15 protein-coding genes are annotated in these 22,264 nt (G+C 35.9%); 11 read left to right on the top strand and 4 right to left on the bottom strand.

Annotated features, from left to right (window positions below):
* The first annotated feature begins 16 nt into the window (after window positions 1–16).
* From LUA90_RS05635 to LUA90_RS05625, 3 genes are all read left to right on the top strand, one after another.
* The gene (locus LUA90_RS05635) at window positions 17–2,926 is read left to right on the top strand and encodes a sensor histidine kinase (RefSeq protein ID WP_231490587.1); all 2,910 of its coding nucleotides are present in this window, start codon (window positions 17–19) and stop codon (window positions 2,924–2,926) included.
* A 31-nt stretch (window positions 2,927–2,957) separates the two neighbouring features.
* On the top strand, window positions 2,958–3,584 hold the full coding sequence (locus LUA90_RS05630) for a response regulator transcription factor (protein WP_231458603.1): 627 nt from the start codon (window positions 2,958–2,960) through the stop codon (window positions 3,582–3,584).
* Between the two features lie 113 nt (window positions 3,585–3,697).
* Window positions 3,698–4,558, top strand: coding sequence for an AraC family transcriptional regulator (locus tag LUA90_RS05625; RefSeq protein WP_231458602.1), 861 nt, complete (start codon window positions 3,698–3,700; stop codon window positions 4,556–4,558).
* A gap of 233 nt (window positions 4,559–4,791) precedes the next feature.
* Here LUA90_RS05625 and LUA90_RS05620 read toward each other — a convergent pair whose 3' ends face one another.
* The 4 genes from LUA90_RS05620 to LUA90_RS05605 form a co-directional block, all read right to left on the bottom strand.
* Entirely contained in the window at window positions 4,792–5,361 is a 570-nt protein-coding gene (locus LUA90_RS05620) for a DUF2911 domain-containing protein (RefSeq protein WP_231458601.1), read from the bottom strand.
* A 58-nt stretch (window positions 5,362–5,419) separates the two neighbouring features.
* Window positions 5,420–5,605, bottom strand: coding sequence for a hypothetical protein (locus LUA90_RS05615; RefSeq protein ID WP_231458600.1), 186 nt, complete (start codon window positions 5,603–5,605; stop codon window positions 5,420–5,422).
* 59 nt (window positions 5,606–5,664) lie between these two features.
* Window positions 5,665–6,312 carry a polysaccharide deacetylase family protein gene (locus tag LUA90_RS05610; RefSeq protein WP_231458599.1) on the bottom strand — a complete coding sequence of 216 codons (648 nt, stop codon included), beginning with the start codon at window positions 6,310–6,312 and terminating at the stop codon, window positions 5,665–5,667.
* A gap of 77 nt (window positions 6,313–6,389) precedes the next feature.
* Window positions 6,390–8,264, bottom strand: a complete 1,875-nt coding sequence (locus LUA90_RS05605; protein ID WP_231458598.1) for a glycoside hydrolase family 9 protein — start codon at window positions 8,262–8,264, stop codon at window positions 6,390–6,392.
* Between the two features lie 54 nt (window positions 8,265–8,318).
* Here LUA90_RS05605 and LUA90_RS05600 point away from each other — a divergent pair, with 54 nt between their 5' ends.
* From LUA90_RS05600 to mnmG, 8 genes are all read left to right on the top strand, one after another.
* Window positions 8,319–8,945, top strand: coding sequence for a TetR/AcrR family transcriptional regulator (locus LUA90_RS05600; protein ID WP_231458597.1), 627 nt, complete (start codon window positions 8,319–8,321; stop codon window positions 8,943–8,945).
* A complete protein-coding gene (locus LUA90_RS05595) occupies window positions 8,942–10,261 on the top strand; it encodes a TolC family protein (protein WP_231458596.1) in 1,320 nt (439 codons plus the stop codon). Before LUA90_RS05600 ends, LUA90_RS05595 begins: the two co-directional genes overlap by 4 nt.
* A gap of 8 nt (window positions 10,262–10,269) precedes the next feature.
* The gene (locus LUA90_RS05590; RefSeq protein ID WP_231458595.1) at window positions 10,270–11,349 is read left to right on the top strand and encodes an HlyD family secretion protein; all 1,080 of its coding nucleotides are present in this window, start codon (window positions 10,270–10,272) and stop codon (window positions 11,347–11,349) included.
* 7 nt (window positions 11,350–11,356) lie between these two features.
* Complete coding sequence (locus LUA90_RS05585) at window positions 11,357–12,904, top strand: DHA2 family efflux MFS transporter permease subunit (RefSeq protein WP_231458594.1); 1,548 nt, start codon at window positions 11,357–11,359, stop codon at window positions 12,902–12,904.
* A 1,409-nt stretch (window positions 12,905–14,313) separates the two neighbouring features.
* Window positions 14,314–16,923, top strand: a complete 2,610-nt coding sequence (locus tag LUA90_RS05580; RefSeq protein WP_231458593.1) for a phosphoenolpyruvate carboxylase — start codon at window positions 14,314–14,316, stop codon at window positions 16,921–16,923.
* 592 nt (window positions 16,924–17,515) lie between these two features.
* On the top strand, window positions 17,516–18,148 hold the full coding sequence (locus tag LUA90_RS05575; RefSeq protein WP_231458592.1) for a GIN domain-containing protein: 633 nt from the start codon (window positions 17,516–17,518) through the stop codon (window positions 18,146–18,148).
* Between the two features lie 203 nt (window positions 18,149–18,351).
* A complete protein-coding gene (locus LUA90_RS05570) occupies window positions 18,352–20,214 on the top strand; it encodes an ABC-F family ATP-binding cassette domain-containing protein (protein WP_231458591.1) in 1,863 nt (620 codons plus the stop codon).
* Between the two features lie 95 nt (window positions 20,215–20,309).
* Window positions 20,310–22,172 carry a tRNA uridine-5-carboxymethylaminomethyl(34) synthesis enzyme MnmG gene (mnmG, locus tag LUA90_RS05565; protein ID WP_231458590.1) on the top strand — a complete coding sequence of 621 codons (1,863 nt, stop codon included), beginning with the start codon at window positions 20,310–20,312 and terminating at the stop codon, window positions 22,170–22,172.
* The last annotated feature ends 92 nt before the right edge of the window (window positions 22,173–22,264 follow it).

The raw sequence follows: 22,264 nt of genomic DNA, 5'->3' as shown, positions 1-22,264 counted from the left end.
CTTATTTTGCAATGCGATGCAAAGTAAAAGCCTTATAGTCAAATTTATAGTTATCTTTCTGTTTATCAGCAGTAAGCTTTTAGCGCAGAGCTATAATTTTACACGATATGGTTTAAAAGAAGGCTTACCTCAATCGCAGGTTAGTGTAATTTATCAAGCTAAAAACAGAACGCTTTGGCTTGGTACTTTTGGAGGCGTAAGCAACTTTGACGGGAAATTTTTTACTTCATACAGCAAAGCTGATGGTTTAATTTCTAACTCCATAACCAGCATTGTTGAAGATGACAACGAGCAGGTTTACATTGGCACCGAGCTTGGTTTGAATATTATTTCAAAAGGAAAAATAGAAACTGTTTTACCAAACAGCTTTATATCACAGCTTAAAAAAGATAAGCAAGGCAAAATCTGGGGCTTAAGCAACCGCAAACTTTTCCATATCGACGCAGGCAAACCTGTTTTCTCAGAAATTAAGGATGAGAAAATTACCTGCCTATCGGTTAACGTCAGCGGCGATTTATACGCGTTTATCTGGGAAAAAGGCATCTTCAAAAGAGATACTAAAACCTGGAAATTGTTTAAAGCCTTCCCGGCAGAAATTGCATCTACTTATGTTTCAAAAATTTTGTTTGATGATAAAAACCCGAATAAATTATTTGTACTATCGAATAAATTGGGTGTTTATTCTTTAGAAAAGGGAGCAATAAATCGGGTATTCTACAACGAAAATCAATCCAATTATTACACCATAGCACAAGACACAAAAGGCGGCCTCTGGGTTGGCACAGATAAAGGCGTATACCTGTTAAATAAAAATAGACCCGACATTCACTTTAACGATACTAATGGATTAAGTGATAACCGGGTGTACGATATTTTTAAAGATAAGGAAGGTAACATCTGGGTCTCTTGTTTTAGTGATGGATTGTACAAGTATGAAGGAGATGCCTATATCAGATATTTAGCCTTTAAAGGCCAAAGCTTAAATTTTCCAATTAGTGGCGTTGCAGCTGATAAAAGTGATAATTTGTGGATTGGCAGTACAAATAAAGGCTTGCTGAAATATAATGGGACAACAATAGAGCGTGTTGCTAATCCAGAATTTAGAGATAAAAATATACTTTTTACTTATACTGATAAAGCTAAAAACGTTTGGATTTCCGTAGCGGATAAAGGAATATGGAAGTATAATGGAAATAAGTTTACGAAGGAAGTAAATGCGGCTAATTCTGATTTCAACTCAATGTTGCAGGATAAGGAGGGTGGCTACTGGTTTAATAATTTAATGGAAACCCTTTATATCAAAGATGGTAAAACCCAAAAAATTAGCGGCTTTGAAGGAAATAGTTCCTGTATTTATCAGTTAAATTCAGATAGCATTTTGTTAGGAACGTCTGCAGGAATACAGCTTATTAAAAACAAAAAGTTAGATAAATCCTTCAGGATAAAGGAGTTAAATGGTATTTACATTTTAAGCATCACCAAACATAAAGGCAATATTTTATTTGGAACCCTTGGCGATGGGATGTTGGCCTGGAACCTAAAAACCAAAAAAATCAAAAAGTATACTGTTAACAGCGGATTAAATTCCAATGACATTTACAGTATGGCCGCCGATAGTAATAATTATTTATGGATAGGTACGGGGCGTGGCATCAACACGCTTAATCTTAATAAAAAAAATAATAATTATGAGATCTTAGAGAATAGTCCGCTAATTATCGAATGCAACCAATCGGTAATATTAAACTACAAAAACAGTATGGTTATTGGTACCGTAAATGGTCTTGTTCGGTGTAAAACACTTCGTAATTCTGAAAAGAAAGTCGGACCATTTGCTTACATCGATTTCATAAAAATTTATCATAAAAGCGATAAGAAAAAAGATGTTTCAGTAATCCCAAAACACTCGGCTGAAACCTTAAATGAACTAAATTATAACCAGAACCACATTTCTATTAATTTCAAAGCCATTTATTTATCCAATCCCGATAACATAAAGTATCGCTATAAAATGATTGGTGTGGATGAAGACTTTAGTGCGCCGATAAACAGCAACGAAATCGAGTATTCATCTATAAAACCAGGAACATACACGTTTCAAGTTTATGCGATTGCAGATGGTAAAGCCTCGAACATAGAAACTTTCAGTTTTACAATCGTTCCTCCATTTTATGATACAATTCTTTTTAAAGTTTTTGCTTTTATTCTGCTTATTTTTTTAATCTGGTTGATATTTTTCATGATTTTTAAAGCCAGAGAAAGGAAGAAAATAGAATTAGAGGAAATAAAAATCGAGGAACAACTAAAAATAAGAAAGCAAACAGCCGAAGATTTTCATGATGATATTGGAAATAAATTAACCAGAATTAATGTTTTATCAGAAATTTTAGATAAAAAAGTGGCTGAAGACGCAGCCGAACAAAAAGAACTTATCCGTTTAATACGAGAAAATGCCGGACTTTTATATACTGGTACAAAAGATATTTTGTGGGCCTTAGATCCTAAAAGCGATAATCTGCTTGCCGTTTTAGACCACATCAAAAATTTTGGTATTGATTTATTTCAGAATACAGGCGTAAGTTTTAAAGTAGATGGCGTAACTGCAGCTTTTAGTAAGATTCGTATTTCTATGGAATTTAATAGAAACCTGACCCTTATTTTTAAAGAGATGTTTAATAACATTTTAAAACATGCTCATGCACAGCATGTTGTAGTAACCATTTTTGAGAACACATCAGGCTATATTGAAATTTTAACTTACGATGATGGAATAGGATTTAACTTACAAAAAGTTAAAAGTGGCAGAGGTTTAAATAACATAAAAACCAGAAGTAAACGCATAAACTCAACATTTAAAATTAATTCTGAAATAGGTAAGGGAACAGAAATTTCGATTTGTACGCAAGTATGTGTCACAAATTGTTGAAATTAGCGTCTAACCTTTAATGAGCACGAAAATGAGCAATAAGCTAAGAATTATTTTAATCGATGATGATGAAATTCTTAGAATGGGTTACGAATCTATTTTGCAAGATGAGCAGGATTTCCTAATTGTAAATTCATATTCTTCATACGATATCGCTAAAAAGCATTTATCAGATGATAAACCTGATTTAATTTTGCTCGATTTACAAATTCCCGGTACCACTGGAATTGAAGCCCTTCCATTTATTAAGAAATCTCTACCAAAAACAAACATTATTATATTAACCGTTTTTGATTCACCAGAACAGGTTTTTGAAGCGCTTACATTAGGTGCAAGTGGCTATCTTACAAAAAACTCAAGTTCATCAAAAATTATAGATGCAATTAGAGAGGTTAGTACCGGTGGTGGCGCAATGAGTACAAATGTTGCCAGAATTGTGATGCATTCTTTCCAAAAAAACCTGAATTCGCCATTAACTAAAAGAGAAACTGAGGTTTTAGAGCGTATTGCAAACGGACAAACCAAACCACAAGTTGCCAAAGAACTTTTTATAGATCAGGAAACGGTTAGGAGCCACGTAAAAAACATCTACATTAAACTTGATGTTAATTCAAAATCAGAAGCAATAAAGGCTGCCAAAGAAAAGCGATTTATCTAATTTCAAAAATCATCTTCATAAATCCCCCTTTTGGGGTGGTATATAGAATTTCGTTTACTGCTATTTTTACAAACCCTAAATCAGATTTTGCAACCACCTTTCTAATTGAATAGATGAGATATGCCAAGGTATTAAGTAATGGAAATACAATCGTAAGCGAAACCTCTTGCGATGCTACTTACCAGGACAAAGGCATGTTTTACACCATAAAATTTGTATTTGGTGGAAGGGAAAATTGCGGCATGCAAAATCGAAATTTAAATATATATCCTGATAGTTTTGCTGTGCTTAATATTGGCACAAAGTTTAGCAGTAAAATAGAATCTCCAACACCGGTAAGAACATTTTCATTATCGTTTACAGAGCGTTTTATCAGCGATTTTTATGCATCCCTAAATAGAAATAAACAAAATGAAATAGGTAAGGCTTTTGATCCGCATACTTTTTACGAATCAATTTATCCATTTTCTGATGGTATTAAAGAACAGGTTAATCTGTTAAAAAACTATCTTGATGAAGGCTTAAATGATGAGTTATTGATAAATGCATACATGGAAGAAACGCTTTTAAATTATTATAAAATTTACGATGAGGAAATAAACCAGCGGATAAACAAGCTAAATTTTGTTAGGGAAAAAACTAAAGAAGATGTTTTAAAAAAGCTAACTGTGGCAAAAGCTTTTATGAACAGCAACTTTAATAAAAGTTTAACGGTTGAAGAAATTGCAGAGCATTGCTGCCTGTCTATAAATCATTTTTTAAAAACATTTAAAGAAGCTTACGAAATTACGCCACACCAGTATTTATTGCAGATTAGGTTGCAAAGGGCTAAAGATTTATTGCAGTATACCCATTATTCTTTAAATGAAATTGTTGGTTTAATTGGTTTTGAATGTCCAAGTTCGTTTATCAGATTGTTTAAAAACCATTTTAACATAACACCTTCAAAATACAAGAAAAGTAGATTGAATTAAAAATATAAAAAAGTGTTTTCTACATATTTTTTAAATATTTAGAGCACTATTTTTGCCGATACTTTCAGATAAACTTTGTAGAAGTTTTACCTGATAGGTTAATAATGATAGAAAAAAAGCAAGCTTCCAGGATTGGGGTTTGCTTTTTATTTTTACAGGCATTTTTTAAAAAATTTCACAATAAAAAAGGCTTCAGATGTTCTGAAGCCTTTTAAAAATTTTATAGATTTTGCTTAAAAGCCAATTGGTAATTCAATTTGTGTTTTATCCCATGCGGCAATTAAATTTGCGCCACTATCTTTTGCATTAAAGGTTACGGAAAAGTATTCAACAGGCTTACTTAAAGTTTTCGCCAATACATTAACCCGCACCACATCTTTTGTTTCGTCGTAACTAAAAGCGCCCCATTTGTCGGTTTGTTTGTTTACGATAATTGTCCAGTTATCTTTATTGGGTATTGCAAATAAACTATAAGTACCCGCTTTAATTTTCTTGCCGCCAATAGTAACTTTTTTAAAGAAACGAATTTCTGTACTCTCATTCGCGCCAAAACGCCAAACTTTTCCATACTGTTCTAAAACGCCAAATATTTCACGCCCTTTCTTCTGCGGACGAGAATAAATAACCTTAACAACGGGCAATGTAGCATCATCAGCTTTAACTTTAGCAGCATTAAGCGGATAGTAAACAACATCTGCCGGACTTGGATCTACAGCAGGAAATTTTACATCTGCATTTGATGCATCCTGAGCTTTTGCTGAAAAACAAAATAAAGCTAAAGCAACAATGAAAGTATTCTTCATGTGCTGAGTTTTTTGAAATTTAATAGATAACAGAAGGTTAATCGAATTAAATATCGATTTAGTATTTTCTGCCTTTAACAAGTGCGTTTAGAAATAAGCCTGCGCTTAATAATCCAAGTACGCCACCTAAAAGAGCAAAAATATAATTCTGAGTTATTATAGCTCCTGTTAAAATACCGAAGAATAAACCTAATGCGTAATAAAGCCAGTTAAAATTATTGCTGCTGTTTTCTTGTACACTCATTTTTTTAATATTTGAGGCAAAGTTAATATTTATTTTAAAATATACTTTGCGTTACTCGTTTAATGGTTTAATAATTTATCTATTCTAACCAAATCGTAGCCATATTGTTGTAAATAAGTTATTAACTCATCCAACCTATAGTAAAACTTATCCTTTCTTCGTGGGTCTGTACCAATGTGCAGGAGTAAGATAAATCCATTTAACCCATTTGGATTTGTTTCATTATATGTGTTAATCGATTTAAATATTTCTTCGCTTCCGCGATAAGCCTTTCCCAACTCGGGATAAGTATAATCTGCATTTGAACGAGTGCCAGAACTGAAGTTAATTAACTGTAGTTGGTGTTCACCCGTCCAATCGGCAATGCTTTGGTTATACCACTCATAAGGTGGCAGAAAATATTTGGCATCCATTTTACTTATACCAAAATGTTGCATTTCCTTATAATTGTTAAACAGGTCTTCATCAAACTGATGTTTTGCGACCAATAAACTATCTCTTTTTTGCCAATCGCAATACAATAAATGCTTGTCAGAATGTGCACCAAGGTAATGTCCGTTATTTTTCAGTTCCTTTATAATTCCATTAAACTGCTTGTTGCGATAAAAATTTCCGGTTAAAAAGAAAGATGCTTTAACATGTCTGTTTTTCAAAGTCTGGGAAATGGATTTCCCGCCATCTGCAAATTCATCACCAGTAAAAACCAAAGCAATCTTTTTCTTGGTGGTGTCGCCACGAATAATTGCACCCAGATAATTACTTTCGCCTCCTGTAACAGAGGCTTTTACTTTTTTGGCTTAGTTCCAGCCTCCTTTGCTGCAAGTAAGTAAATTAAAGATGCCGTTCCATCCATTGTTGGTTCGTTGGTGCTGTAATCGCCATAATCATCATGATAAACAGCCAAATCGCTTTGAAATTGTGCATATTCATCTTCTTTGGCTAACGTAATACCTATTAAACTTTTATAAATATTGGTGTAAACCGGCCCGTCAACCAAACCACCATCAATTGGATAATTTTTTAAATGTGTAAAAGCAGAATGTGGATCGGCGGGTGTATCGCCCGAAGTAGGTAAACCATAAACCATGCTCGTACCCCATGGGTTGCAGCCAAACAGCCAATCAAAGTTAGCTTGTTCTAACTCGCTAAATCTTTTATCGCCAGTTAAATTTGCATACCAGCCGCATTGAATTGCAAAAGAGACGGTTATATTATTGCTGCACCAAATAAACGGAACGCCACGATAGAAAGCATTTTGCTCAGCCCGTTTCCAAACTTCGTTTATTCCATTTTTATAATAATCTGCAACTTTTTGTTTTTCATCACCATTTAGTTGTTGGGCAAGTTCATAGTGGCCGATATTGATAAAAGGGTAATATTGATAGTGAGCAGCAGTATCTTTTTCCATCCATGGTGTAACCATTTCTTTTTCAGCGTAATTTAAAGCGGTTTTTAAGTTTCTTTTCACGTTTTTCGATAGATTGAAATTCATCGCGGCAGATGCCAGCTCCATATCATCAACCCAATTATCTTCAGCATAGATATATGGAGATTTAACAGAAACCGTTTGCGTAACGCCTGGCTTTTTCATCGCAAATTGCATCGCGGTACCTGCTTTTGCTTTTAGCTGATTTGCATACTCAACATCGATTTTATTAAATAATGATGCCCCTAAATTAAAGGCACTGCTAAACTTTGCGGCGGTAGAACTGGTGCCGGTTGTATTATTTAAGAATTTTCCGCGTTGTTGTGTTTCGCCTGAGATAAAATATAAAGGCCTTTCAAGTCCCTTACCGTATTGGTTATCTTCTTTAGGGATGCGCATAGTGAGGTGGTCGCGGTCATCCGCTAGCTGATTAAACATTATATTCTTTTTTGGATGCATTTTGAGCAACCAATCTAATCCCCATTTAGCTTCATCCAAAACATCGGCTATACTATTTTTTCCATCTAAACCATTGGCTTGCTGCTTATCGCCAAAAACTTCGGGATAATCCCGATAGGCCATCAGCAAATGATAGGTTGCGTTTGCAGAAGTAGTAGAATACTGCAGATAATCGCTGGCATCATGCCATCCACCCGATGCATCAAAATGGGTGCTGTCTTTTATACCAGCTTTAGCACCATACAACACAAAACCATCATGGGTATGGCAGCTATCTTTTAAATATGGATTGAAGCCGCTCCTTTGCTGTCGCATATAGCGCAGACAAAAATCGGCAGCGCCTTTGTAAATCTCATTGTTTATAAGCAAATCAGGCGAGGTTATATTGTTTACACGAATCAAAAAACTTCCTTGTGCTTTAAAATCCGAAAAATTTAATCTGGCAGTTTTATTAAACGGACCATAAGCGCCAAAGCTCTTTATGTTTTTAGATGTGTAAACAACTTTTCCGGTTGATTTTTCAATAATTTCAAAAGATGATGGTATGATATTTTCTTTACTTGCCCAAACGGCCACCTTAATTGCCTCCGTAGTGTAGCCCAACAAATTTATTCTAATCCAGCTTTGCTGTTTTCTTTTAGCAGTGTTTTTAAATGCTAATAAATAAGCTGATAAGAGAAAAATAGCACTTAAGATGGCTAGCCTGTTCTTCATTTTAATTTTTTTTCCGTCTAAAATTAAGCTTTTATCAAGATAATGTAAAAGATGTATCATTTCATTTGGAAATTAATCAATCGTTTGATTAATTTTGTGCCATCTAATAAAGAAATGAAAACAGAAAAAGTAGACAAAAGGCAAGCCATTTTAGAAGCAGCAGAAAAGTTGTTTTGCGAAACCGGTTATGAGGGAACTTCTACCAGGCAGATATCAAAGGAATCTGGTGCCAACATGGCGATGATTAATTATTACTTCGGGTCGAAAGAAGGGGTTTTTGTAGAAATTATGAATAACCGAATAGCGGGATTTGCATCTCAATTGCGAATTATCAATGAAGATAAAATTTCATCTCTGCAAAAATTACACAAAGTGATTGAGGGTTATGCGAATAGAATATTCTCCAATATTGCCTTCCATAAGATGATGCATCGAGAACTTTCGCTAACGCAAAGACCCGAGATGTATGATAAAATTAAAAATGCCATGAGCCATAACATGCTGATTTTAGACAGAATCATCATTGATGGGATTGAAGATGGCAGCTTTAGTAACGTGGATGTAAGAATGGTTATTTCGACAATTATGGGTACGCTAACCAATGTGGTAATAGCGCCTCATAAAATTTCACAGGGCGAGGTAATAGATTTAAGCAACCCAAAAGACAATAAAATGATTAAAGAGCGAGCCATCGCCCATTTACAAAATCTTGTAACCGTTTATTTAACAGCAAAAAAATGATACCCAAATCAATAAGATTAATGCTGGTGGCATCATTAGTTCCTGCGGCTTTGTTTGCGCAAAGCACAAAAGAACTAAGCATAAACCAGGCAATTGAACTTGGCATAGCCAATAGTAAAAACCTAAAATTATCACAAAACAAAATACAGCAAGCAGAGGCGCAGCTAGCCGTTGTAAAAGACAATGTACTTCCAACTGCTAATGCTAGCTTTATATACAATCACGCAGAAATACCTACCAGCACTTTTACCTTACCGGGTGGCGGCTCATCTTTACAATTACCACGCAGAGCGGATGCTTTTGTAGGTACCGCAGCCGTGCAAGAATTGGTTTATGGCGGTGGGAAATTAAAATACGCAAAAGAATCGACGAAATTACTAGCTGATGTGGCTCGCCTAGATGCAGACAAAAGCAAGGAAGAAATCACTTATGCGGTAATCAGCACATATTATGCTTTATATAAAGTAGAGCAAAGCAAAAAAGTGGTTGGCCAGAATTTAGAATCGATTGCTGCCCAGATTAAACAAGCACAGCGCTTCTTTGAACAAGGCATTGTTACCAAAAATGATGTGCTTCGCTTCCAATTGCAACAGGCAAACGTAACGCTAACCCAATTGGATATAGAAAGCAATCGCAAAGTGATTAATTACAACCTCGATATCCTTTTAGGCTTACCAGAAGATACAGAAGTTAAAATTACAGATCCAAGCATAGGTTTAAAATCAGCAGCTTCTTTAAATGAATATATTGGTTTGGCCATGGCAAATCGCCAGGAATTGAAACAATTAGATGTTCAGAACAAAGTTGCAGATTATAACATAAAAACCGTTAAAGCGAATACTTTGCCAACGGTTGGTGTGGGTGCAAATCTTTACTACATTAACCCAAGTGGTAGGTTCATTCCGCCGGTAAACCAATATTTAATGCCAATAACTTTAGGTGCAACGGTAAGCTGGAATATTGGCAACCTTTGGACCAATAAAAATAAAGTTAACGAAGCAAAAATTCAACAAAGTGAAATCAGCTTGCAAAAAGATATTTTATCTGATAATGTAAAAACTGATATCAATAAAAACTTTCAGAATTATCAGGTAGCGATTAATAAAATCCAGGTATTAGAAACATCGATTGCTCAGGCTACCGAAAATGATAAATTATTGGCATCCAAGTATAAAAATAATGTGGCATCTGTAACCGATAGAATAGATGCTGAAACCTTATTATATCAAGCAAAAATTAATTTAGAAATAGCAAAGGCTGATGCAGGCTTGGCTTACTATACATTATTAAAATCAACAGGAAAAATAACGCAATAAATACAGCAATGACAACTGAAAATAAAAAGAAGAGCAAAGTAGTACCCATCATTTTAGGTGTTTTACTTGTAATAGGTATCGTTTTTGGTATCACAGAGTGGAATTATTTTAGTAAACATGTAGATACAGATGATGCCCAGATTGATGGCGACATCAGCCCTGTTGTTGCTCGTGTTGGTGGCTACGTACAAGACATCAGTTTTGAAGAAAACACCCATGTAAACGAAGGACAGGTTTTGGTTAAACTTGATGATAGTGATTACAAAGTAAAATTAGAGCAAGCTGAATCGGGACAAAAAGGTGCAAGCGCCGGAGTTGGTGTGGCACAATCGCAAATTGCAGCTACGCAAGCAAATACCGGTACGGCCAGAGCAAATGTAGAAGCGGCGAAATCAAACGTTGCAGCAGCAAATGTGAAAGTAAATTTAGCACAGAAAGATTATGCCCGCTATGAAAACCTGGTAAAAGATGGTTCAATTACGCAACAAGCTTTCGACCAGGCAAAAGCAACAAAAGAATCTGCAGAAGCAGCAAGACAATCTGCTATTGCAGCTTATCAGGCCGCTCAAGACCAGTATAATGCCGCTGTTAAACAAGTTGGAACAACTCAATCGCAATTGGCTGTTAGCAGTAATGTAATTAGCCAACGCCAAAGTGATATCGATTTTGCTAAGCTTCAATTATCATACACAAATATTAAAGCTCCGGCTTCTGGTATTGTTTCTAAAAAGAATGTGCAAAAAGGCCAATTGGTGCAAGCTGGTCAATCCTTATTTTCTGTAGTAAATGATGGCAGCATTTATGTAACTGCTAATTTTAAAGAAACTCAGTTAGAGAAAATTAAAACCGGTTCTAAAGTAGAAATCGAAGTTGATGCCTATCCAGAGGAAAAAATCCAAGGAGAAGTTTACAACTTTTCGCCAATTACTGGTGCAAAAGGGTCTTTATTACCTCCGGATAATGCTACAGGTAACTTCGTTAAAGTTGTTCAACGTATTCCGGTAAAAATCAAAATTCATCCATCAAAAGAATTGTTAGCTAAGTTACGCCCTGGAATGAGCGTGAAAGCTTCCGTTTCTACTAATTAATAACAAAATGGCCGAAGTAGGTTTAAAAAAGTGGATTATTACTTTTACGGTGATCACAGCTTCTCTTTTGGAGCTTATTGATACAACCATCGTGAACGTAGCAATCCCTCAAATACAGGGAAACCTGGGCGCTACCCTCGAGGATATCGCCTGGTTATCTACTGGATATGCCGTTGCGAACGTAATCATCCTACCGATGTCTGGATGGTTGGGTAGTCGTTTCGGGCGAAAAAATTATTTTTTAACTTCTATCATTGTTTTTACCCTGGTTTCATTCTTATGTGGTAATGCTACATCGCTAAATGAATTAATTCTATTCAGGATTTTACAGGGTGTAGCTGGTGGTGGATTAATTTCTACAGCGCAAGCCATTTTAATTGAAACCTGGCCTCGCGAAGATGTTGGTATTGCCACCGCCCTATTCGGTTTAGGTGCAGTTGTTGGCCCAACGGTTGGCCCAACTATAGGTGGTTACATTTTAGAAATTGCCGATTGGCCTTGGATTTTCTACGTGAATATTCCCGTCGGGATACTCGCAGCCTATTGTACCTACACATTTATTCGGGAAACGCCAAAAGACGGACAGGGAAAACCTGTTGACTGGTGGGGAATAGCTTTACTGGCGATTGCAGTAGGTAGCTTACAAACGGTATTGGAAAAAGGCGAAAGCGAAGATTGGTTTTCTACACCATACATAACAGCCCTTGCTGTTGTATCTGTTTTCGGTTTGCTTTTGTTTATCTGGCGAGAAACTGCAACCGACCATCCAATCGTAAATCTTCGTATTATGAAAAAAAGAAGCTTCTCCATCGGGATGTTTACCTCTTTCATATTAGGTTTTGGTTTATATGGTTCGGTTTTCGTGTTCCCGGTTTTTGCGCAAAATTTGTTAGGCTTTACACCATTACAAACCGGAAAGCTATTCATTGCCGGAGGTATTTGTACAATAGCAATGATGCCCTTTATTGGAATTATGCTTAAGAAAGGTGTTCCGGCTCAGTTTATGGCAACCGGAGGTATGTTTTTATTCTTTGTTTTCTGTTGGATGTTGAGCAAATCCACTTTAGCTTCGGGTACAGGAGATTTTTTCTGGCCGCTCGTAATCAGGGGTTTTGGTATGGCTTTATTATTTGTTCCGTTAACAACGCTTGCCATGCAAGATTTGTCGGGGCCAGAGATTGGTCAGGGTTCGGGGCTAAACAACATGAGCCGTCAATTAGGTGGTTCTTTCGGTATTGCTGCATTAACAACCTTAATTCATATACGTTCGGGTTTTCACAGAAGTAATCTGCTTACCAATGTTAATGAATACAACCCAGCTTTTACACAGAAATTAAATGCGCTGGTAAATGGCTTCATGGCAAAAGGCGCATCATTTCTTGATGCCAAGTTGATGGCCATGAAAGCCATTGAAGGAACAGTAATAAAACAAACCATGTTGCTTACTTATAATGATGCTTATTGGGTTGCAGGATTAATTATGTTGTTCTCCATTCCGCTTTTGTATTTGCAAAAATTTAAGAAAAATGCAAACATTGTAACTGATGCGCACTAGGGGCCTCACCTTATCAATGTTTGTGGTAAGGCGAATTTTAAGCACTCCCTCTCTAGGTGGAGAGGAATTTATCAAATAAAAAGAGCCTCCCTATCAAAGTTTGTGGCAAGGCGAATTTCAAGCACTCCCTCTCCAGGTGGAGAGGGATTTATCAGATACTGGTTTTATCTTAATTGGTTAAAACAGCCTACCATAACCTATTAAACATAAATATACTTCTGCCTTGAAGTCCTCCCTTCCGGGGAGGATTTAGGTGGGGCTAATGTGGCTTAAGCCTCACCCTATCAATGTTTGTGGTAAGGCTAACTTCAAGCTTTCCCTCTCCAGGTGGAGAGGGATTTATCAGATAGTGGGTTTAACCTAATAGGTTAAAAAAGCCTACCCAAACCATAACCCATTAAACATAAATATACTTCTGACTTAAAGTCCTCCCTTCCGGGGAGGATTTAGATGGGGCTAAATGGGGCTTAAGCCTCACCCAATCAAAGTTTGTGGCAAGGCGAATTTTAAGCACTCCCTCACCCGGTGAAGAGGAATTTATTAGATAGTGGGTTTAACCTAATAGGTTATAAAGCCTGACCAAAACCATAACCCATTGAACATAAAGATACTTCTGCCTTGAAGTCCTCCCTTCCGGGGAGGATTTAGGTGGGGCTAATGGGGTTTAAGCATCACCCTTTCAATGTTTATGGTAAGGCTAACTTCAAGCACTCCCTCTCCAGGTGGAGAGGGATTTAGCAGATAGTGGGTTTAACCTAATGGGTTATAAAGTCTGACCAAACCCATAACCCATTAAACATAAATATACTTCTGCTTTGAAGTCCTCCCTTCCGGGGAGGATTTAGGTGGGGCTAAATGCGGCTTAAGCCTCACCCTATCAATGTTTCTGGTAAGGCGAATTATGAGCGCTCCCTCTCCAGACTGAGAGGGATTTATCAGATAGTGGGTTTAACCTAATGGGTTATAAAGCCTGACCAAACCCATAACCCATTAAATATAAATATACTTCTGCTTTAAAGTCCTCCCTTCCGGGGAGGATTTAGGTGGGGCTAAATCTCTCCAGGCGAAGAGGGATTTATCAGATACTGGGTTAAACCTAATGGGTTAAAAAGCCCTACCAAACCCATAATCTTTTAAACATAAATATACTTCTGACTTAAAGTCCTCCCTTCCGGGGAGGATTTAGGTGGGGCTCAGTGAGCCTAAATAAAAACAGCCGGTGTATTTTATTACATCGGCTGTTTTAACCCAAAAAATTAACAATCAATGCAACGCCCTTAAACATTGCACATGTTCTTATTAAACTACCAAGTAGCCAAATAAGATTTTAAAATTAAAATTTATTATACAATTATCCAAATTGTAAGCCTTAGAATTTTAATACCTTATGCATTTTTTGTAGTATTACCATGTACAAAACAATTGCTAAAGTTATGCCTAAACTTCGTTTAACAACACAGCGTGAATCCATTTTCAATAATGAGGTAATCTCAAAATTTGAACTTTACAATAGCCTGTTTTTAACCTTGCCATTCTATAAAATTAAAGATACTGGTACCTTATTGCCTTTATTTTTTAAAAGCTGTGAAGATGGCATTGCAAACGGACAGAAGCCTGCTCAAATTATTGAAGAATTTTTCGCCAAGTTTACCAGCTATACAGAGCGAAAAGATATCATTGATTTACTATTCCGCTTTATTCAATACATAGAGCGCCAGGTTGTTCTTTTTGATGCTGTTGAAGATGCCTCTTTTACGAAGCTAAACACTACAGATGAGCAAAGTACATTAGCATTTATCTTAAAAAAGAATGCTGATAATAAACCAATGCTAGCTAAAATCGAAAAGCTAATTGATGAACTTTCGCTTCGCTTAGTATTAACCGCCCACCCAACACAATTTTATCCGGGCAGTGTATTGGCTATTATTACCGATTTAACCAAAGCCATCAGAGATAATGACATCATTTCGATGAATTCCTTATTGCAGCAATTGGGTAAAACGCCATTTTTTAATAAAAAATCGCCAACACCGGTTGATGAAGCTTTGAATTTAGCATGGTTTTTAGAAAACACTTTCTACTTCGCTGCGGCAAATATCCAAGAGGAAATAGACCAAAACCTTGATGAATATAATTTAGAAACCAAAAAGATTTTAGAGTTGGGCTTTTGGCCGGGTGGCGATAGAGACGGAAATCCAAACATTCACGCAGATACAACTTTAGAAGTTTCTAAAATGTTGCGCCAAATTCTCTTCCGTTGTTACTATCGTGATTTTAGGGTAATTAAACGCCGCATTACCTTTAGAGGGGTAGAAGAAAACATTGCTAAACTACATGATGTACTTTATAAAAATGCTTTCGACCAAACCTGTGAGCTTCATGACATTTCTGATGAACTAAGGGAAAACCTGAATCAGATTAAAGAAACCCTACTAAAAGAACATGATGGTTTATTTGTTGATTTAGTCAATGATTTGATACGTAAAATCGATCTTTATGGTAACTATTTCGCTTCATTAGATATTCGCCAGGATAGCCGTGTTTTGAGAAGTGTACATGCTTATTGCCGTCAAAATAAACCTATATCTTCCTTATATCCCGAAAACTACGATAAACTATCAGAAGCTGAAAAACTAAAACTAATTTCATTTAAAGAAGCAACACCTGTTTATGTAACTGAAGCTGATGCTTTGATTGAAGATACCATTCAAACCATTAAAGAAATTAAAGGCATCCAGAAACGTAATGGCGAAAAGGCATGCCATAGATTTATTATTAGTAATTGTCAACAAGCCAGCGATATTTTACAACTTATTGAGCTTTTCCTTTGGAATGGATGGAGTAAAGAATCACTAACAATAGATTTTGTGCCGCTTTTTGAAACTGTTAACGATTTGAAAGGCGCCGGAGCAATAATGGATACACTTTATAGCAATCCTTTCTACAAAACGCATTTGGCTAATCGTGGCAACAAGCAAGATATTATGTTGGGCTATTCAGACAGTACAAAAGATGGCGGATACTTAATGGCAAACTGGTCAATCTTTAATGGTAAAACCTCACTATCAGAGATTTCTAAGAAACACAACATACAGCTTGCGTTTTTTGATGGCAGAGGCGGCCCTCCTGCTCGCGGTGGTGGTAAAACCCACCGTTTTTATGCTTCAATGGGTAAAGAAATTGCTAATAAAAACATACAATTAACCGTTCAGGGTCAAACCATTAGTTCGCAATATGGTTCGGTAGAAAGTGCTGAATTTAATATAGAACAACTTATTAATGCGGGTATTTCATCTGGTTTAAAGGAAAAGCATAATGTGCTTTTAGACCCCGAAAACAAGACTTTACTTGATGAAATGGCAGAAGATGGTTACAAAGCTTTTGTCGATTTGAGAGAACACCCTTTGTTTGTAAGCTACTTAGAAAAACTTTCCCCTCTTAAATTACTGTCGCAGGCAAATATTAGCAGCCGACCGGTAAAAAGAAATGGAGGCGGAGAAATGAAGCTTGAAGATTTAAGGGCTATTAGTTTTGTAACCGCATGGAGCATGCTAAAACAAAATGTACCTGGTTTTTATGGCATGGGTACTGCAATGAAAAATCAGGAAAAAGCCGGCAACTGGGATAAAGTGGTTAAAGCTTATGAAGCATCTGACTATTTAAAAACCATTGTAGATAATTGTATGATGAGTATGAGTAAATCAGACTTTGTGATTACGGCTCATTTGGCAAACGATAAAGAGTTTGGTGCATTTTGGACCCAATTACACGATGAATTTGAATTAACGAAGGCAATGCTTTTAAAACTTTCAGGACAAGAGGTTTTAATGGCAAACTATCCGGTTGATAAAAAATCTATTGCTACACGTGAAAAAATTATTTTGCCTTTAGTTTTAATTCAGCATTTTGCTTTAGAGAAATTACAACATGACCAAAACGAAGTAGACCAAAACGCTTTAGAAAAATTAGCCGTTAGAACAGTATTCGGAATTGTTAATGCAGGTAGAAATCTAGCTTAATATCATTCAATTCTTATTATTAACGAAGCAATAAAAGGTTATATAGAATAGCCTAAAATTGCTTCGTTTTTTTTGTAAAAAATTGATTGACAGTTGTTTAATCTTTTGTAAAGCAATATTAGCAACAACTTTATTGCCAGTAGGGCACTCGTTCCAATTCCCGATGAAACCTGTAGGTTAGCAGAAGTAATAAATTCCAGCAGGACCTAAATCGGAATATTTTCACTAAATCCCGTTTACACACTCCATTTTTTTGCTGCTATTGGCGCTTGCCGGGCAACAAGCCAAACCCAAAAACCGGATACTTTGTAATTAAACCCGATTGCCGGGGAAACCAAAAGCTTTTTCTGCTTTTGTTGTAGCAAAAAGCCTGCCTGCGGTAGGCAGGCGGGGCTGTTGTATCCTGTTATCACAGAAAATTGCTTTTCTAATTATTTTTTTTCTTTGGTTTCGTCTAATAATTACTGGCGTTCGTCTATAATATATCCAAGCTGGTATAATACAGCCATTTCTTGTGCAACGTTTTTGCGCATGTGCAGTCTTATATACAAAACAACAACAAAAAGATTTAAGAAATTTAAAATATACAGTCATGAAAAATTCTATCAAAAATTTATTCGCAGCAGCTTTAACAACTTTGGTTTTAGGTTCTGTAAGTGTAGCAGCAAATGCAACAGAAAATACAAACAGTTATACCAATTTAACTGCAGTAAAAAATATCAGCAAAATTAAAATCAGTGGAAATGTGAAATTGATTTTAGTACAGGACGCTAAAGAGAGTGTTGAGGTTTATGATAATTATTACACTAAAAATGCACTTGTACAACAGCAAAATGGCGAGTTAAGAATTAGTTCGTTTAATGCTGAGGCTTTAACCGTTATTGCACACGTAAATAATATTACAGACATCGAAGCATCTAATAATGCATCCGTTAAAACTTCGGGTAATTTTAACCTTTTAAACCTTACTGTGGTTTTAAATGATAAAGCCACTGCAGATATTACAGCGAACACCATTAGTTTAAACACAAATGTGAATGGCAGCAGCAAGCTTAATTTAAGCGGAAATACAGATAGTTACAATGCTGTTTTAAGTTCATCGGCAAAGGTTGGCATGAACGATTTTACAGCAACGGATAGCAATGTGAGTACTGCTCTAATTGTTATTTATAATGCGAACCGTTTTAATGATGTAAAGTTAGAGTTATTGGAAACAATAATCTAAATAGAAGATAAGTTTAGTTTTAGTTAATGATAGAAGCAGCGGCGGAGCGATTCCTCCGCTGTTTTGTTTTTAAGGTTTTTAACAATCAATATTATGCAATATTTAGCGGCATTGTAAGGCATTATAAATACAATTTATTGTCTCAAATATTTTATCCGTACTTTTGTTGCAATTTTCCTTTATAAATTCGAAACACAAAGAAATTGAGCACACTAATTGCGGCAGAAGGTTTGGGTCATGGCTACCATGATGAATGGCTATTTAAAAATTTAACCCTAGGAATTAATTCCGGACAGCGGGTAGCGCTTGTTGGAATTAATGGTGCGGGTAAAAGCACACTTTTAAAATTATTAGCCGAAAGGTTTCCTCCGCTCGAAGGAAAAATTGTAAAAAATAAATCTGTTAAAATCGGTTTCTTAGATCAGGAACCTCAGTTTACTGAAGGATTTTCTATTAGCGATCATATATTTTCTTTAGAGAATAAGCAACAGCAGTTGATTAAGGAATATGAAGAATTAATCGAAAATCCTAACCCTGACGAAAAAACGCTTAACCGTTTATATGAAGAACTAAGCGAACACAATGCCTGGGAATATGAGCATGAGATAAAAACCATTTTGAACAGAATGGGCATTACTCATTTGCAACAAAAAATATCTACCCTTTCTGGCGGACAAAAGAAACGTTTGGCTCTAGCCAAATTATTAATAGAAGATCCAGAAATTTTAGTTTTGGATGAGCCGACCAACCATTTAGATATTGATACGATTGAATGGTTAGAAAAACTTTTAACCACCGGACAGAAAACAATTTTATTGGTTACTCATGATAGATATTTCTTAGATAATGTTTGCAATACAATTGTAGAATTAGATGGCGGAAAGATTTTTAACTATAATGGAAATTACGCATACTTCTTAGAGAAGAAGGCTGAAAGAGAGGCTTCTGATGCAACCGTTTTACACAAGAACCAACAGCTATTAAAGAAAGAGTTGGAGTGGATGAGGCGTATGCCACAAGCTCGTGCGACTAAATCTAACGCCAGAATAAATGCATTTTATGATTTAGAGGAAAAAACAAAGAAAAAGTCTGATAATCAAAGTGTTACGTTAAAAATGAAGATGTCTCGCCAAGGCGGTAAGATTATTGAACTTGAAAACATAGCAAAAGCTTTTGATGGCCGCCAGATTATAAATGATTTCAGTTACACCTTTAAAAAAGGCGATAGAATTGGCTTAGCCGGTAAAAACGGAACAGGCAAATCCACGCTGTTAAACATTATTACTAACCAACTTCAGCCAGATGCCGGTAAAGTTGATATTGGTGAAACCACCGTTTTCGGATATTACAAACAAGGCGGATTAACATTTGATCCGAAAGAAAGAGTAATTGATATTGTTAAATCAGATGCCGAATATATTAAAATGGCAGATGGTTCTGTAATTACTGCTTCTGCCCTACTTACTCTTTTTCTTTTCCCTCCAAAGAAACAACATGGCATGGTAGAAAAATTAAGTGGTGGTGAAAAGAAGCGATTAAACTTGATGAAGGTTTTAATGCAAAACCCAAACTTCTTAATTTTGGATGAGCCAACCAACGATTTAGACATTGATACACTTAATGTATTAGAAGAATTTTTAGAGAATTTCCCTGGTATTTTGATGCTTGTTTCTCACGATAGATATTTATTAGATAAGATGAGCGATCAGCTTTTTATAATGGAAGGCGAAGGTGTTGTGAAAATATATAACGGTAATTATTCTGAATATAGATTGAGTTTAGAACAACCTAAAAAAACAGAAATTAAAAAGCCTGTTGAACCTGTTCTTGATATTGTAAATACAAAAAGCACTAAAAAACTAAGTTATAAGGAGCAGAAAGAGCTTGAAGAAAGCGAACAAAGCATAGAGCAAGCAGAAGCCAAAATAGCTGAGCTAACTGCAAAATTACTTACTATCGATGCTGCAGATTATAAAAAAATACAGGAAGTTTCAGAGGAGATAGAAAAGCAAAAAGCACTTTTAGATGAATACACTTTGAGGTGGTTAGAGTTATCTGAAAATTAATAATAGCTAATTTATGTAAATGTTTCACGTGGAACATATACAGAAACTTAGAAAAATAAATACATGTTCCACGTGGAACGTTAATAGAAAATACAATGTTTGCAAAATATGATTTGATTGTTGTTGGCGCCGGCCACGCAGGCTGCGAAGCTGCTGCTGCTGCTGCCAACTTAGGATCGAAGGTTTTACTGATCACCATGAATATGGGAACTATAGCACAAATGAGCTGTAATCCTGCTATGGGTGGTGTTGCAAAAGGTCAGATTGTTCGTGAAGTTGATGCTATGGGTGGTTACTCAGGTATAATCTCCGACAAATCAACCATTCAATTTAGAATGCTTAATAAATCGAAAGGACCTGCAATGTGGAGTCCTAGAGCACAAATAGATAGAATGAAATTTGCCGAAGAGTGGCGATTAGCACTTGAGCAGACTCAGAATCTTGACATGTGGCAGGATAACGTGGTAGGTTTATTAGTTAAAGACAATACCGTATATGGTGTGAAAACATCTCTAGGTATCGAAATTGAAAGCACCGCTGTTGTTCTTACTAATGGAACCTTTTTAAATGGAATAATTCATATAGGAGAAAAGAAATTTGGAGGAGGTAGAACTGCCGAAAAATCATCTACTGGTATAACAGAACAACTGGTGGAACTAGGTATGGAAGCGGGCAGAATGAAAACCGGAACGCCACCAAGAGTTGATGGTAGAAGCCTGGACTACATAAAAATGGAAGAGCAGTGGGGCGACAGTGATAAAAGCAAATTCTCTTTTACTGATACAGTAGTATCAACTGACCAACGTTGTTGCTGGATTACTTATACCAATAGTGAAGTTCATGAAACATTAAAAGAGGGCTTTGAAAAATCTCCAATGTTTACAGGCAGGATTAAAGGTTTAGGTCCGAGGTATTGTCCATCTATTGAAGATAAAATAAACAGATTTGCAGAAAGAGATAGACACCAGATTTTTGTTGAACCAGAAGGATGGAATACATGTGAAATTTATGTTAATGGTTTTTCAACATCACTTCCAGAGGATGTACAATTTAAAGCATTAAGATTAATTCCGGGTTTTGAACAAGCTAAAATGTTTAGACCAGGCTATGCCATAGAATATGATTTCTTCCCTCCTACCCAATTATCGTTAACCTTAGAAACAAAGCTGATAAAGAATTTATTTTTAGCCGGCCAGATAAATGGTACTACCGGATATGAAGAAGCCGCATGTCAAGGCTTTATGGCGGGTATAAATGCGCATCAAAAAATTAATGATAAACATGAGCTGATAATGAAACGCTCAGAAAGTTATATTGGTGTTTTAATTGATGATTTGGTAACTAAAGGCACAGAAGAACCATACAGAATGTTTACTTCCAGAGCTGAGCATCGTTTGCTATTAAGACAAGATAATGCTGATATTCGCCTCTCTCCTATTGGCCATGAATTAGGTTTAATATCTGATGAACGTTTGGAAAAAGTTAAACACAAAGTTGCAGCTGCAGATGCTTTAGTAAAATACACCCGAAATCAAGGTATAGAAATGGCTGATGCAAATCCTATGCTTGAAAGCTTAGGTTCTAGTACATTAAACCAAAATGTAAAAATACACAGTTTAATCGGCAGACCTCATGTCGGCATCCAAGACATTATTAAAGTAAGTAAGCCTTTAAGTGAAGCTACAAAAGACTTGGATGAAGAGACCATTGAACAGGCAGAAATCAAAATAAAATATGAAAGCTATTTTGAAAAAGAAAATGAAATTGTAGCTAAAATGCTAAAAATGGAAGACAAAGAAATTCGAGCAGATTTTGACTACAACAAAATCGTTTCCATATCAAAAGAAGCTCGCGAGAAATTATTTAAAATAAAACCACGCACTTTGGGTCAGGCTTCCCGTATTTCAGGAGTTTCACCATCAGATATATCAGTTTTAATGGTTTATATAAATAAGTAGCTGATTTACAAATGGTTATGAATATCTAATTAAATTGAATAAAAAATTATTTTAATATAAAAGTTCCACAATCATTAAAAACGCCTTAAAAC

The organism is Pedobacter sp. Leaf170 (assembly GCF_920984665.1).
Lineage (GTDB): Bacteria > Bacteroidota > Bacteroidia > Sphingobacteriales > Sphingobacteriaceae > Pedobacter.
Note: the sequence above shows the minus strand (reverse complement) of the source record. Positions and strands in the feature narration are given on the sequence as shown.

What these genes read in the sequence shown, in the direction of transcription:
- LUA90_RS05590 (WP_231458595.1), top strand. Translation starts at nt 10,270, where the DNA reads ATGACAACTGAAAATAAAAAGAAGAGCAAAGTAGTACCCATCATTTTA.
- LUA90_RS05600 (WP_231458597.1), top strand. Translation starts at nt 8,319, where the DNA reads ATGAAAACAGAAAAAGTAGACAAAAGGCAAGCCATTTTAGAAGCAGCA.
- mnmG (WP_231458590.1), top strand. Translation starts at nt 20,310, where the DNA reads ATGTTTGCAAAATATGATTTGATTGTTGTTGGCGCCGGCCACGCAGGC.
- LUA90_RS05615 (WP_231458600.1), bottom strand. Translation starts at nt 5,605, where the DNA reads ATGAGTGTACAAGAAAACAGCAGCAATAATTTTAACTGGCTTTATTAC.
- LUA90_RS05580 (WP_231458593.1), top strand. Translation starts at nt 14,314, where the DNA reads ATGTACAAAACAATTGCTAAAGTTATGCCTAAACTTCGTTTAACAACA.
- LUA90_RS05635 (WP_231490587.1), top strand. Translation starts at nt 17, where the DNA reads ATGCAAAGTAAAAGCCTTATAGTCAAATTTATAGTTATCTTTCTGTTT.
- LUA90_RS05575 (WP_231458592.1), top strand. Translation starts at nt 17,516, where the DNA reads ATGAAAAATTCTATCAAAAATTTATTCGCAGCAGCTTTAACAACTTTG.
- LUA90_RS05585 (WP_231458594.1), top strand. Translation starts at nt 11,357, where the DNA reads ATGGCCGAAGTAGGTTTAAAAAAGTGGATTATTACTTTTACGGTGATC.
- LUA90_RS05630 (WP_231458603.1), top strand. Translation starts at nt 2,958, where the DNA reads ATGAGCAATAAGCTAAGAATTATTTTAATCGATGATGATGAAATTCTT.
- LUA90_RS05595 (WP_231458596.1), top strand. Translation starts at nt 8,942, where the DNA reads ATGATACCCAAATCAATAAGATTAATGCTGGTGGCATCATTAGTTCCT.
- LUA90_RS05620 (WP_231458601.1), bottom strand. Translation starts at nt 5,361, where the DNA reads ATGAAGAATACTTTCATTGTTGCTTTAGCTTTATTTTGTTTTTCAGCA.
- LUA90_RS05605 (WP_231458598.1), bottom strand. Translation starts at nt 8,264, where the DNA reads ATGATACATCTTTTACATTATCTTGATAAAAGCTTAATTTTAGACGGA.
- LUA90_RS05625 (WP_231458602.1), top strand. Translation starts at nt 3,698, where the DNA reads ATGAGATATGCCAAGGTATTAAGTAATGGAAATACAATCGTAAGCGAA.